Below are 12,283 nucleotides of genomic sequence, written 5' to 3'. Positions count from 1 at the left end.
TCTCTCCCAGTCAGAAGAACGATCTGGGGAAACATCTGTACGAAATGTCCTCAGCACATGGCCGCCGCACTGCACCAGCAGCTGCGGCGGTTGGTATTTTGATCGCCACGTTTTCAGGGGGCTGACCAAGGGCCATTTCGGCGCTGTGCTGCCATGGAACTGATCAGGATCAAAGACCGGTCTTCCGACACCATGATTTATGGTGACAGATAACCAATTCTTGCCAACCCGTGACCGGAGTGACCGCCATGATCCGCCTAGCATCCATCCTCTATTCCCTGATTGGCAGCAGCCTTGCGGGGGCCGCTGTGATCGCGGTTCTGGTGGCCGGGCATGTCTCTGTTCCTGCTATTCTGATGGCGGCTGCTGTTGGTGCGGTTGCAGGGTTGCCGGTGTCCTATCTGGTGGCGCGACGCCTATATCAGGGCTGATCACCTCGTGTCCCGGGCTGGGGCCGTTCAGGCGTCGAAGAACCCTCGGGCCGTCGCCACAAAGGCGCGCGGGTTTTCGGCATGTAGCCAATGTCCGCAATCGGGAAGTTTGGCAAAATGTGACCGGCTGAACCGCGCCTTGATCAGGGGGCGATGCTCCGGCAGGACATAATCCGATGCCGCGCCGGACAGAAACAGTGTGCTGCCGTCCCATTGCGCTTCGATCTCGGGAAAGCCCATGATGTGGGGCATGTCGCGTTCCAGAGTGTCCAAGTTCAGGCGCCAGCGTCCGTTGGGCAGGTCAAGGGACTGCGTGAAGAAACTCTGTAGGGCTTTCTCGACACCGAGGTCGGCCAACTGCGCTTCAGCGTCCGAGCGGCGTTCGACCTTGGCAAGATCAACCTGACGCATCGCGTGGATGTACTGGATCTGGCTGTGCTTGTAGGCCACCGGTGCGATATCAGCGACTAGCAGACGGCGCAGCGTTTGGGGGTGAGTGAGGGCCAGCGTCATCGCCGCTTTACCGCCCATCGAATGACCGATCAGATCGACGGGGGCACCATGGGACTGGATCACCTCGGCCAGATCATCAGCCAGATCGCGGTAGCTATGTGTTTCGGTCCAGGGGCTGTTGCCATGGTTGCGCATATCGATTGCGATGACCTCACGGTCATCGCAAATCCGCTTGGCAATTGCGCCCCAATTGCGGGCAGAGCCGTAGAGCCCATGCGCGATCATCAAGGTGGGCTTGTCGGTCGGGGCGCCATGGCGGATCGTGTTCAGCATATCCCCGTGATAACGTCGGCATCGTCCACTCGCCAGCCCCTTTGCGCGAAGGGTTGCTGTTCTTTTTTATATCTCCGGCTGGCCATTGAGCGCACCGCAAAGCGTCGTTAATGTGCCGTTAGTTTTTCAGATCCCGGACCATCCATGGCAGATACACTTCTCAGCGATATCGAACAGGTTCAGGAGCTGCTGAAAGACCGCGAACAGGCTGGCGGTGATCTTGCCTCTGCGCTGAAACATGCGCGACGCCGGTTGCCGCGCCGGATCTATCGACAGGGCATGCGGCTTGCCGAAGCACAGCATTTGCTGGCGCACCCGAAACTGCGGCTGACAGTAGAACAGCCACCGTTGCAGCGCGCAGCACGTGAGGTGATCAAGCACCTGAAGTCCATTGATCTGGCAGACCGCCGCCGCGGACGGCTATTGGATATCGTCGCCACAATGGCCTTCTCGTTAATTGTGGTTGCGATCTTGCTCGTGGTGGTGCTGCGCTGGCGGGGGTTTGTCTAAGGCTTGACCCCTTTCACTTTTGGGCGCGGCCCGGTATCTTGAACGTGGTTCAAGATTGAAGGGCAGAGCAGATGGCAAGTAAGGCCGAAATCCGCAAGCAAGAGTTGCGTGAAAAACTGGTGGCAGCAGCTGAGATCCGTATTCGCCGTGATGGGGCAGGGGCGCTGCGTGCACGCGATCTGGCGACGGATGCGGGGTGCGCGGTGGGTGCTATCTACAATGCCTTTGAAGATATGAATGCCATTGTGATGGCGGTGAACGGGCAGACTTTTCAGGCGTTGGGGCAGGCTGTGCGGCAGTCTCTCGATGGCGCGGAGGGGGCTGCGCCGACTGAGCGGCTGATCTTGATGAGCAATGCGTATCTGGGATTCGCGGCAGAGAATACGCGGCTGTGGCGCGCGTTGTTCGATGTGCAGGCGGAGGAGGAGGCGGTCCCTGACTGGTACCGCGCTGCGCTGGAGAATCTGTTTTCAAATATTGCAGCGCCGGTTGCGGAGATTTTTCCCGACAAAACTCCCCAGGATCTGGCCCTGATGGTGCGGGCGCTGTTCTCGGCAGTGCATGGAATCGTTTTGCTGGGTTTGGAAAACCGGATCTCAGGTGTGCCGACCGACCAGATCGAGAAGATGATTTCTGAAGTATTATCGCGGCTCAAGTAATTTTTTTGAACGGTGTTCAAAAAATTACTTGAACGACGTTCAGGAATTTTCTATACCAGATTCATGAACAACGTTCGCGATCTGGAGGAAGCCATGTTTGCAACGATAAAGACCTTGATCCGCGGTGCCGACGCCCGTGCAGAAGAGCGGTTGAGCGATACCTATGCGATTGAGCTGATTGATCAGAAGATCCGCAGCAGTGAGGCCGATCTGACCCGTGCCAAACAGGCGCTGGCTGGGTTGATCCAGAAATCCCGTATGGAGACGCGGCAACTGGATGCGGTGTCTGTGCGGATCGCCGATTTGATTGAGCGGGCGCAGGCGGCTTTGGCTGATGGCCGTGAAGATCTGGCCCAGACTGCCGCGTCCGCCATTGCCGAGCTTGAGAATGAGGAGGGCACGCGCCGCCGGACGGTTGATATGCTGGAACAGCGTAGCCTGCAATTACGCCAGTCAGTAGAAGCCAGTCATCGTCGTCTGATGGATCTGAAGCAGGGTGCGATTGCGGCACGGGCCACTCGTAAGGTACAAACGGCACATAGCGGCATGGCGCGCAACACCGGCCCGAGCGACACGCTGGGGGAGGCAGAGGCGCTGATCAATCGGGTGATGTCTGCCGAAGATCCTTTTGAACAGAGCGAGATCCTGAAGGAGATCGAAACCGGTCTGAGCCATGGCTCGGTAGCCGATGATCTGGCGGACGCAGGGTTTGGCGCTCCGACACGTAGCACCGCCGCCGATGTTCTGGCGCGGCTCTCAGCGAAGCGCTGACACAACACGCGCGCCTGTAAATCGGCGCAACTTTCTTAACTATCTGAACAATAAATCGACCAACTGGGAGAGACCCAATGACCAATGCACGCAACGACAACAACCTGATCATCACCCTCAATGTGGCCGGTGTGGCCGTGGCCTACGGGATGCTGGGGATTTCGCTCTGGCTTTCGACCGAGGTGCCGCTGGCAACCAAAGGCTTCTGGGGCATGGGCATCATGCTGCTGACACTGAGCCTGATCAACGTTGTGAAATACCGCTTTGACATCCGTTCAAGCGAGGATCGTATCCGCCGCATCGAAGAGGCGCGCAATGAGAAGATGTTGGAAGAGGCCTTGGCTGAGACCAAACAGCTCTGATCCGGCAGGCAGTTACAGCCCATAAGAAAACCGCCGCGCACGAAGGGTGCGCGGCGGTTCTTTTTTAATTCGAACGGCTTAGTGGTTTGGGTAAAGCGGGAAGCGGGCGCAGAGGGCGGCCACTTTCTCACGTACCGAAGCCTCGACCGCAGCGTTGCCATCTTCGCCATTGGCGGCCAGACCGTCGACAACTTCGATGATCAGATCCGCGATCTCGCGGAATTCGGCTTCTCCAAAGCCGCGGGTGGTGCCGGCAGGGGTGCCAAGACGGATGCCCGAGGTCACAGTCGGCTTTTCCGGGTCGAACGGGATGCCGTTCTTGTTGGTGGTGATATGGGCGCGGCCCAGAGCCTTGTCCACGATGTTGCCGGTCACGCCTTTGGGGCGCAGGTCGACCAGCATGACATGGGTATCGGTGCCACCGGTGACGATATCCAGACCGCCCTTGATCAGCTGATCCGCGAGGGCCACGGCATTGGCGCGCACCTGCTTCTGGTAGTCTTTGAACTCCGGACGCAGTGCTTCCCCAAAAGCCACGGCCTTGGCGGCGATCACATGCATCAGCGGGCCACCCTGAATACCGGGGAAGATCGCGGAGTTCACTTTCTTTGCGATATCGGCATCGTTGGTCAGGATCATGCCACCGCGCGGGCCGCGCAGGGTTTTATGGGTGGTGGTGGTGGCCACATGGGCGTGCGGGAAGGGTGAGGGGTGCTCACCCGCAGCAACTAGACCAGCGAAATGGGCCATGTCGACATGCAGGTAGGCGCCAACCTTATCCGCGATTGCGCGGAAACGAGCAAAGTCGATGACGCGCGGAATGGCGGAGCCACCGGCGATGATCAGCTTGGGCTGATGTTCGACCGCGAGGGCCTCGACCTGATCGTAGTCAATCAGGCAGTCGTCTTCGCGCACACCGTAGTGAACGGCGTTGAACCATTTGCCGGACTGGTTGGGGCGCGCACCGTGAGTGAGGTGACCGCCGGAGGCCAGATCCATACCGAGGATGGTGTCGCCGGGCTGGATCAGCGCCTGGAACACACCCTGGTTCGCCTGCGAGCCGGAATTGGGCTGTACATTGGCGAACTCACAACCAAACAGTTGCTTGGCACGGTCGATGGCAAGGTTCTCTGCAACATCAACATATTGGCAGCCGCCGTAGTAACGACGACCGGGGTAGCCCTCGGCGTATTTGTTGGTCAGAACACTGCCTTGCGCCTCCATCACGGCGGCGGAGACGATGTTTTCCGATGCGATCAGTTCGATCTCGTCGCGCTGACGGCCAAGTTCGTCCGTGACCGAGCCGAACAGCTCCGGATCGCGCTCGGCGAGGGATTGGGTGAAAAAACCGGGGTCGCGGGAGGTGGTCTCAGTCATGTTGCTGGCTCCATGAGTTGGCATTCCATTTGAGAGATTTCCTATCGGAAACACCACAGCCCTGAAAGCCCGGAATACGACGAATTCCTCGCTGAGAGCGGCAAGACTGGCAATCTTGGGAAAGCTGTGATTGTTTCGGAACGAATTGCGTAACACCGGAAACAGATTTGATGACCATGAGAATCGCCTTTCTGGCCAGCCGGGCTCCGGTGGCGCAGTCAGCACAGACCGAGATGGTAAGACGGTACGGCAATGTGCCAAAGGAAGAGGCGGATGTGATTGTCGCCCTAGGCGGTGATGGCTTCATGCTGGACACCCTGCATGAAACGATTGATCTGCCAGCCCCGGTCTATGGCATGAACCGGGGCACGATTGGTTTCTTGATGAATGAATTTAGTGCAAGCGGGCTGCTGGCGCGGCTTGAGGCCGCCGAAGAAGAGATCATCAACCCTCTGTCCATGGTGGCCATGGATGGTGAGGGGCGCAGCCACCGGGCGCTCGCCATCAACGAAGTGTCCTTGCTGCGGGCTGGACCGCAGGCGGCGAAGCTGAAAATCTCTGTCGACGGGCGGCAACGTATGGCGGAGCTGGTCTGTGATGGGGCGCTGGTCTCAACACCTGCGGGGTCCACCGCCTATAACTATTCCGCCCATGGGCCGATCCTGCCGATCGGATCCGACGTGCTGGCGCTGACCGCCATCGCAGCGTTCCGCCCGCGCCGTTGGCGTGGCGCGTTGTTGCCCAGCAATGCCATAGTCCGGTTTGACGTGCTGGAGCCGGAGAAGCGACCAGTGATGGCCGATGCGGACTCTGTCTCCTTTGCCAATATCCGTTGGGTGGAGATCGCAACCCAGACCAAGATCCGCCACAAGATCCTGTTTGATCCCGGCCATGGACTGGAGGAGCGGTTGATCTCGGAGCAGTTCACCTGACGAAAGGGGTGGCACCCTAGGGTTGTATCACGCGTTTGTGAACGCAAATCTCGCGATTTTGTGCGATAATCGAACTCTACATAAGGCCGATGCCAGCGGTGACAGCCAAGGGGCATAGCGTACCCGAAGAGGGACGCACGATCTACCGGGATGGCCATCGGCCCCTTATTTAAGCACCTAAACTTTGCGTTAGCCGGACTGTGCGGTGGTTGCCATCTGCGCGCGTTTGGGTCCTCGAAGGCGGGAAACGCCGGGGCGATGGTCCCGCATCCTTCGTGTGATGATTTTCGTGAACGAGTATCCGGTGGTATCGGAATATCCGGGGGTCGGCGCATACCGAGCCCCGGATTTCTTTGCATCACCCACTCGTATTCGAGATCCGTTGCCACAGCGGGTCGCACATGCGGCCAAGGCGATCCTCGATTGCGATACAGGCGTCCACGGCCATATCCTCGCGCCACCGGGGGGCTGCGATCTGCACATTGATGGGCTGTGGCCCGGATGGCAACTCGGCAAGGCGGCTTGGCACTGAGGCGGCGGGCAGGCCCAGAAAATTCATCGCATAGGAATAGACTGCACAACCCAGCACCTCATGCACACCCGCGGCACCTTCCGTGTCACGATCCGGTTTGAAGAAGGGCTGTGGCAGGAAAGGGGTCAGGACAAGCGGGTAGCGCTGCATGAACAGTGACCACTCCCGCGCGTATTGGGTGCGTTTGGCCATCATCTGCAAGAGTTCCGCTCCGGCGAAAGGGGGGAACTCCTCAAAATACACAAAAAAAATATCGCGTACGGTCTTTGAACCAGCGGCATCAACATCCCCCTTCATGAGGGCATAGACCTCCCCCATCAGGGCGCGATAGCCGGTGCGGCCTGCGTCGAAGACATCAGGCAGGGTGACTTCTTCGACCTGATATCCCGCATCCAACAGGGCTACACGGGCCTCTTCCAATGCGGCGTCGACCTCGGGGTGCAGATCATAGCCGTAAGTCTCCTTGGAGAAGGCGACGCGGGTCGGGCCGTCCGGTGTGTCGCCACGCCAGGGCATGGGCACATGGAACGGGTCGCGTGGATCTGGCGCAATCAGGCTGGGCATCGACAGGTGCAGGTCGCGGGCGCTGCGGGTTATCAACCCCTGGACGGACATGCTCTGCGCCAGAATGCCCCGTTCTGCCGATTGGCTGGGATTCCAGGCTGGCACCCGGCCCAGACCCGGCTTCACGGTCACCGCGCCATTGGCGGCGGCGGGGAAGCGCAAGCTGCCGCCAATATCATTGCCATGGGCCAGCGCGCCGATCCCGGCCATGACGGCGGCGCCCGCTCCACCGGAGGAGCCGCCCGGCGAGATATGCCGTCCCCAGGGATTATGCGTGCGGCCATGTAGCGGGTTATCTGTATCGGCGCGAAAGGAGAACTCAGGCGTGTTGGTGCGCCCAATCACCACTGCACCTGCATCCTGCAGATTCTTCACCACCGGGGCATCATCCGGTGCAATCAGATCCTTCAGCGCGCTGACCCCATTGGAGGTCGCATGACCCGCCTGATCGACGTTGATCTTGATCGTGACAGGGACACCATGCAGCGGGCCACAGGGCGCGCCGCCAGCGCGTGCTTTATCCAGCTGTTGTGCGCGATCAAGGGCGTCGCTGCCCAGATCCTCCACCACCGCATTCAGATCAGGGTTTACAGCAGCCATGCGCACGAGCGAGGCCGTGACCGCCGCCTCCGCCGTGAGGTCGCCTGCTATGGTGCGTTGGCTCAGTTCTGTTGCGCTCAATCGCCAGATGTCGCTCTGTGTCATATCGATGCCTCCTTGCTGCAGGGTAGGCGGGGGCATCCGAGTTGCAAGGGAAACCGCACGGCAAAAAGCCGAAAACCTGTTCAGGTTTCCGGCAACTGTTCAGTATCAGAACAATGGTGGTGCCTAGTACGGCGGGGTGCGGGCTACTTCGCGTAGCCAAGCCCCTGCAATGCAGTGGTGATTTCATCCAGAATAGCGGGATCATCGATGGTTGCGGGCATTTTCCAATCGGTGCCATCGGCGATGTTCACCATGGTGCCACGAAGGATCTTGCCGGAGCGGGTCTTCGGCAGCCGGTCCACCACACAGGCCAGCTTAAAGGCGGCAACGGGTCCGATTTTCTCGCGCACCAGCTTGACCACCTGCGCGACGACCTCGTCATGCGCGGTCTCACAGCCTGAATTGAGGCAGAGGAAGCCGAGGGGCATCTGCCCCTTCAGACTGTCGCCGACGCCAATCACCGCGCATTCCGCGACATCCGGGTGGCTTGCCAGAACCTCCTCCATCGCGCCAGTGGACAGGCGGTGGCCCGCGACATTGATGACATCATCGGTGCGCGCCATGATGTAGAGATAGCCATCCTCATCCTTCATGCCTGCATCACCGGTTTCATAATATCCGGGAAAGGTGGTGAGGTAGCTTTTTCTGAACCGGTCTTCCGCATTCCAGAGCGTCGGCAACGTGCCCGGCGGTAGCGGCAGCTTAACTGCAATGGCACCCAGCTCGCCCGGCGCTACAGGGTGGCCGCCCTCGTCAAGGATATCGACCTCATAGCCCGGCATCGGCACGGCGGGCGAGCCGAGTTTGGTTGGCAGCTCTTCAATCCCCAGCGGGTTGGCGGCAATCGACCAGCCGGTCTCCGTCTGCCACCAGTGGTCAATTACCGGAACGTTCAGCTGCTCTTGCGCCCAGGTAATGGTGTCAGGGTCGGCGCGCTCACCGGCCAGATAGACCTGCTTGAGGCCGCTGAGGTCGTATTTCTTGACGTATTCGCCCTTGGGGTCCTCTCGCTTCACCGCGCGGAACGCGGTGGGGGCGGTGAAGAAGCTCTTGACCTTATGTTCGGAAATCACCCGCCAGAACGTGCCCGCATCCGGTGTGCCGATGGGTTTGCCCTCAAACACGATGGTGGTGTTGCCATGGATGAGTGGCGCATAGCAGATGTAGCTATGGCCCACGACCCAACCCACATCTGAGGCCGCCCAGAACACATCGCCGGGATCGACGTTGTAGATGTTCTTCATCGTCCAATTGAGCGCAACCAGCTGTCCGGCGGTGTGGCGGATCACGCCCTTGGGCTGGCCGGTGGTGCCGGAAGTATAAAGGATGTAGGCCGGATGGTTGCCCTCAACCGGGACGCAGTCTGCGGGTTCGACGCCATATTGGAACCCGTGCCAGTTCACATCGCGGCCTTCGACCAGCTCGGCCACCTCCTGCTCGCGCTGGAAGATCACGCAGAAGTCCGGTTTGTGGGTGGCCAACTCAATCGCGCCGTCCAGAAGGGGTTTGTAATGCACTGTGCGGCCCGGCTCCAGCCCGCAGGAGGCAGCGATGATCGCCTTCGGCGTGGCGTCGTCGATGCGCACGGCCAATTCGTTGGCCGCAAATCCACCAAAGACCACGGAATGCACAGCCCCCAGACGGGCACAGGCCAGCATGGCCTCCAGTGCCTCGGGGATCATCGGCATGTAGATGATGACGCGGTCGCCTTTCTCTACGCCTTTGGCGCGCAGGGCGCCGGCCAATGTGGCGACACGGTTGCGCAGCTCGACATAGGAGATTTCGCGCTTCGTATGGGTGATCGGGCTGTCGTAGATGATCGCTGTTTGCTCGCCACGCCCCTGCTCAACATGGCGGTCGACGGCGTTGTAGCAGGTGTTCACCTTGGCATCGGCGAACCATTCATAAAGGTCATCGCCCTTGTCGGTCAGGGCCTTGGTTGGGGCGCGGTCCCAGCTGATCGCCTCAGCTGCCTCCATCCAGAACTGTTCCGGATTGGCTTTCCAGCCTTCATAGACCTCTGAATACGACATGCGGTTTCTCCTCACTCATCCTTGGCAGTGAGTTAGGCGCATGGATCGCCACCGGGCAAGCGTGCTGCGCGACGTCGCGTCAGATTGGCGCAAGAAATTTGCATTTTTTGCCAATTCGATGTTGCAAAGTTTTGCAAACAGAGCTTGTTCGCGGAATTAACAGCAAGATGGCGGTGAGTTTGCAAAGTTTAGCCGGTGACCGCGCGTTGGACCCCTGGCAGAGATCAGGTCGCAGGCGCAGTGATTCTATGCGTGCGCCTGCGGGCCTTTCGCCTGTTGCTGACAAGTGACCGGCAGCTCGGATATCTGCTGTCAGCTGTAGTGGGTGACCGGGGTGCCCGCGATGGCGGCCATGTTCAGCAGTCCCCGCGCGGTGATTGACGGGGAGACGATATGTGCCCGGTTGCCCATGCCCATCAGGATTGGCCCGACCTCCAGCCCACCGGCGCGCATCTTCAGGATATTGCGCACGCCGCTGGCGGCATCGGCATGGGCAAAGATCAGCACATTGGCCTCGCCCTCCAGCCGTGAGTTCGGGAAAATGCGGGCGCGCAGCTCGGGATCCAGCGCGGTGTCGATGTTCATCTCGCCCTCGTAGATGAAATCGCGGGGCGTCTCGTCCAAAATCTCGATTGCAGCGCGCAGGCGGGCACCGGAATCGCAACGGGTGTTGCCAAACTGGGATTGCGAACAGAGTGCAATTTTCGGTTCCAGGCCAAAGCGGCGGACATGGCGCGCGGCACCGATAACGGTCTGCGCAATCTGTTCGGGGGTGGGTTCAATCCGCACATGGGTGTCCCCGATGAACAGTGGCCCGTCCTCTAGGATCACCAGTGACAACGCACCATGAGGCTCGTAGGTGCCGCCACCAAGGACCTGGTTCACATAGTTCATATGCCAGCGATACTCACCAAAGGTACCACAGATCATGCTGTCCGCTTCGCCCCGATGAACCATGATGGCACCAATTGCGGTGGTGTTGGTGCGCATGATCGCCTTCGCGAGATCAGGGGTCACACCTTCGCGCTGCATGACACGGTGATAGCTGGTCCAGTAATCATAGTAGCGCGGATCGTTTTCCGGGTTCACGATCTGGAAATCGGTGCCGGGCCGAATGTGCAGGCCAAGGCGTTCGCAGCGGGTTTCGATCACCTCTGGGCGACCGATCAAGATCGGTGTTTCGGTGGTTTCTTCCAGAATGCCCTGGGCGGTGCGCAAGACACGTTCATCTTCGCCCTCGGTGAAGACGATGCGGCGGGCAGCGGCCTTTGCAGCCTCAAATACGGGTTTCATCAACAGAGCGGATTTGAACACGGTCTGATTTAGCTTCGCCCGATAGGCTGCAAGATCGTCTATGGGCCGCTGTGCCACGCCACTTTCCATCGCGGCCTTGGCCACGGCGGAGGACACTACCCCGACGAGACGTGGATCGAACGGTTTGGGAATAAGATAGTCGGCGCCAAAGGTCAGCTGTTCGCCCTGATAGGCGGCGGCGGCTTCGGCAGAGGTGGTCATACGGGCCATTTCAGCAATGCCCTCGACGCAGGCGATCTGCATGGCGTCGTTGATCTCTGTTGCGCCGACATCCAACGCGCCCCGAAAGATGAAGGGAAAGCAAAGGACGTTGTTGACCTGATTGGGAAAGTCGCTGCGGCCCGTAGCGATGATCGCATTCGGCGAGACCTCGCGTGCCACATCCGGCAGGATTTCCGGGTTGGGGTTGGCGAGGGCAAAAATGATCGGCCGATCGGTCATCTTGGCGACCATCTCTGGCTTCAGCACATTCGGGCCAGAGAGGCCGAGGAAGAGGTCGGCGCCGTGAATGACCTGATCCAATGTGCGCAGATCGGTTTTCTGGGCGAAGGCGGATTTATGCGGGTTCATATCCTCGGTGCGGCCCTCATAGACCAGACCGTGCAGATCGCAGAGCCAGATATTCTCGCGCTTGACGCCGAGTTTCACCAGCATGTTGAGGCAGGCAATTCCGGCAGCGCCGCCACCGGTCGATACGATCTTGATATCCTCAAACCGCTTCCCAGCCACATGCAGCGCATTCTTGGCCGCAGCGCCCACGACAATCGCTGTGCCATGCTGGTCGTCGTGGAAAACCGGGATGTTCATCCGCTCGCGGCAGATCTTCTCAACGATGAAGCAATCCGGCGCCTTGATGTCCTCAAGATTGATAGCGCCGAAGGTTGGTTCCAGCGCACACACAATATCGGCGAGCTTCTCTGGATCGCTCTCGTTCACCTCAATATCGAAACAGTCGATGCTGGCGAATTTTTTGAACAGGACGGCCTTGCCCTCCATCACCGGTTTGGAGGCCAGCGCACCGATATTGCCCAGACCCAGAACCGCCGTGCCATTGGTAACCACTGCAACCAGATTGCCGCGTGAGGTGTATTTTGCCGCATCCGCCGGATCGGATTTGATCTCGATACAGGCCTCAGCCACGCCGGGGGAATATGCGCGCGCCAGATCCCGGCCATTGGCCATCGGCTTGGTCGCGCGGATCTCCAGCTTCCCCGGATTGGGATAGGCATGGTAATGCAATGCGGCGTCGCGCAGGGTTTGGGTGTCGGATTTCGGATTTTTGGTCATCAGGCGCTCCAGAGACTATA

The 12,283-nt window shown here is 59.7% G+C and carries 11 protein-coding genes; 6 read left to right on the top strand and 5 right to left on the bottom strand.

Annotated features, from left to right (window positions below; genetic code table 11):
* Positions 1-248: 248 nt before the first annotated feature.
* Positions 249-431: a hypothetical protein gene (locus GAL_RS10855; RefSeq protein ID WP_014874309.1), complete on the top strand. Its 183-nt coding sequence runs from the start codon at positions 249-251 to the stop codon at positions 429-431.
* Positions 432-458: 27 nt separating this feature from the next.
* Here GAL_RS10855 and GAL_RS10850 read toward each other — a convergent pair whose 3' ends face one another.
* Entirely contained in the window at positions 459-1,217 is a 759-nt protein-coding gene (locus GAL_RS10850; RefSeq protein WP_024097624.1) for an alpha/beta fold hydrolase, read from the bottom strand.
* Positions 1,218-1,361: 144 nt separating this feature from the next.
* Here GAL_RS10850 and GAL_RS10845 point away from each other — a divergent pair, with 144 nt between their 5' ends.
* The 4 genes from GAL_RS10845 (at position 1,362) to GAL_RS10830 (ending at position 3,519) form a co-directional block, all read left to right on the top strand.
* On the top strand, positions 1,362-1,727 hold the full coding sequence (locus GAL_RS10845; RefSeq protein WP_024097623.1) for a hypothetical protein: 366 nt from the start codon (positions 1,362-1,364) through the stop codon (positions 1,725-1,727).
* Between the two features lie 71 nt (positions 1,728-1,798).
* Positions 1,799-2,386 (top strand): TetR/AcrR family transcriptional regulator, encoded by a 588-nt coding sequence (locus GAL_RS10840; RefSeq protein WP_024097622.1) that lies wholly within the window; start codon positions 1,799-1,801, stop codon positions 2,384-2,386.
* 93 nt (positions 2,387-2,479) lie between these two features.
* Positions 2,480-3,157 (top strand): PspA/IM30 family protein, encoded by a 678-nt coding sequence (locus GAL_RS10835; protein WP_024097621.1) that lies wholly within the window; start codon positions 2,480-2,482, stop codon positions 3,155-3,157.
* A 77-nt stretch (positions 3,158-3,234) separates the two neighbouring features.
* On the top strand, positions 3,235-3,519 hold the full coding sequence (locus tag GAL_RS10830) for a hypothetical protein (protein WP_024097620.1): 285 nt from the start codon (positions 3,235-3,237) through the stop codon (positions 3,517-3,519).
* 78 nt (positions 3,520-3,597) lie between these two features.
* On the opposite strand, the gene glyA is transcribed toward GAL_RS10830, so the two are convergent.
* Positions 3,598-4,896, bottom strand: coding sequence for a serine hydroxymethyltransferase (glyA, locus tag GAL_RS10825; RefSeq protein ID WP_024097619.1), 1,299 nt, complete (start codon positions 4,894-4,896; stop codon positions 3,598-3,600).
* 170 nt (positions 4,897-5,066) lie between these two features.
* On the opposite strand from glyA, the gene GAL_RS10820 reads away from it, so the two are divergent.
* Entirely contained in the window at positions 5,067-5,828 is a 762-nt protein-coding gene (locus GAL_RS10820; protein ID WP_024097618.1) for an NAD kinase, read from the top strand.
* A gap of 358 nt (positions 5,829-6,186) precedes the next feature.
* Here the strand turns inward: GAL_RS10820 and GAL_RS10815 are convergent, their stop codons facing one another.
* From GAL_RS10815 to GAL_RS10805, 3 genes are all read right to left on the bottom strand, one after another.
* Positions 6,187-7,629: an amidase family protein gene (locus tag GAL_RS10815; RefSeq protein WP_024097617.1), complete on the bottom strand. Its 1,443-nt coding sequence runs from the start codon at positions 7,627-7,629 to the stop codon at positions 6,187-6,189.
* A gap of 143 nt (positions 7,630-7,772) precedes the next feature.
* Positions 7,773-9,662 carry a propionate-CoA ligase PrpE gene (gene prpE / locus GAL_RS10810; protein ID WP_024097616.1) on the bottom strand — a complete coding sequence of 630 codons (1,890 nt, stop codon included), beginning with the start codon at positions 9,660-9,662 and terminating at the stop codon, positions 7,773-7,775.
* A gap of 312 nt (positions 9,663-9,974) precedes the next feature.
* On the bottom strand, positions 9,975-12,263 hold the full coding sequence (locus GAL_RS10805) for an NADP-dependent malic enzyme (RefSeq protein ID WP_024097615.1): 2,289 nt from the start codon (positions 12,261-12,263) through the stop codon (positions 9,975-9,977).
* Positions 12,264-12,283 lie beyond the last annotated feature (20 nt).

Origin of the sequence: Phaeobacter gallaeciensis DSM 26640, assembly GCF_000511385.1 — a bacterium.
Classification (GTDB): Bacteria; Pseudomonadota; Alphaproteobacteria; order Rhodobacterales; family Rhodobacteraceae; genus Phaeobacter; species Phaeobacter gallaeciensis.
This window is presented reverse-complemented; position numbering and strand designations above follow the sequence as displayed.

Excerpts from the sequence above, each read along its gene's own strand:
- GAL_RS10820 (WP_024097618.1), top strand. The coding sequence starts at position 5,067 with ATGACCATGAGAATCGCCTTTCTGGCCAGCCGGGCTCCGGTGGCGCAG.
- GAL_RS10840 (WP_024097622.1), top strand. The coding sequence starts at position 1,799 with ATGGCAAGTAAGGCCGAAATCCGCAAGCAAGAGTTGCGTGAAAAACTG.
- GAL_RS10855 (WP_014874309.1), top strand. The coding sequence starts at position 249 with ATGATCCGCCTAGCATCCATCCTCTATTCCCTGATTGGCAGCAGCCTT.
- GAL_RS10845 (WP_024097623.1), top strand. The coding sequence starts at position 1,362 with ATGGCAGATACACTTCTCAGCGATATCGAACAGGTTCAGGAGCTGCTG.
- GAL_RS10805 (WP_024097615.1), bottom strand. The coding sequence starts at position 12,263 with ATGACCAAAAATCCGAAATCCGACACCCAAACCCTGCGCGACGCCGCA.
- prpE (WP_024097616.1), bottom strand. The coding sequence starts at position 9,662 with ATGTCGTATTCAGAGGTCTATGAAGGCTGGAAAGCCAATCCGGAACAG.
- GAL_RS10830 (WP_024097620.1), top strand. The coding sequence starts at position 3,235 with ATGACCAATGCACGCAACGACAACAACCTGATCATCACCCTCAATGTG.
- GAL_RS10835 (WP_024097621.1), top strand. The coding sequence starts at position 2,480 with ATGTTTGCAACGATAAAGACCTTGATCCGCGGTGCCGACGCCCGTGCA.
- glyA (WP_024097619.1), bottom strand. The coding sequence starts at position 4,896 with ATGACTGAGACCACCTCCCGCGACCCCGGTTTTTTCACCCAATCCCTC.
- GAL_RS10850 (WP_024097624.1), bottom strand. The coding sequence starts at position 1,217 with ATGCTGAACACGATCCGCCATGGCGCCCCGACCGACAAGCCCACCTTG.
- GAL_RS10815 (WP_024097617.1), bottom strand. The coding sequence starts at position 7,629 with ATGACACAGAGCGACATCTGGCGATTGAGCGCAACAGAACTGAGCCAA.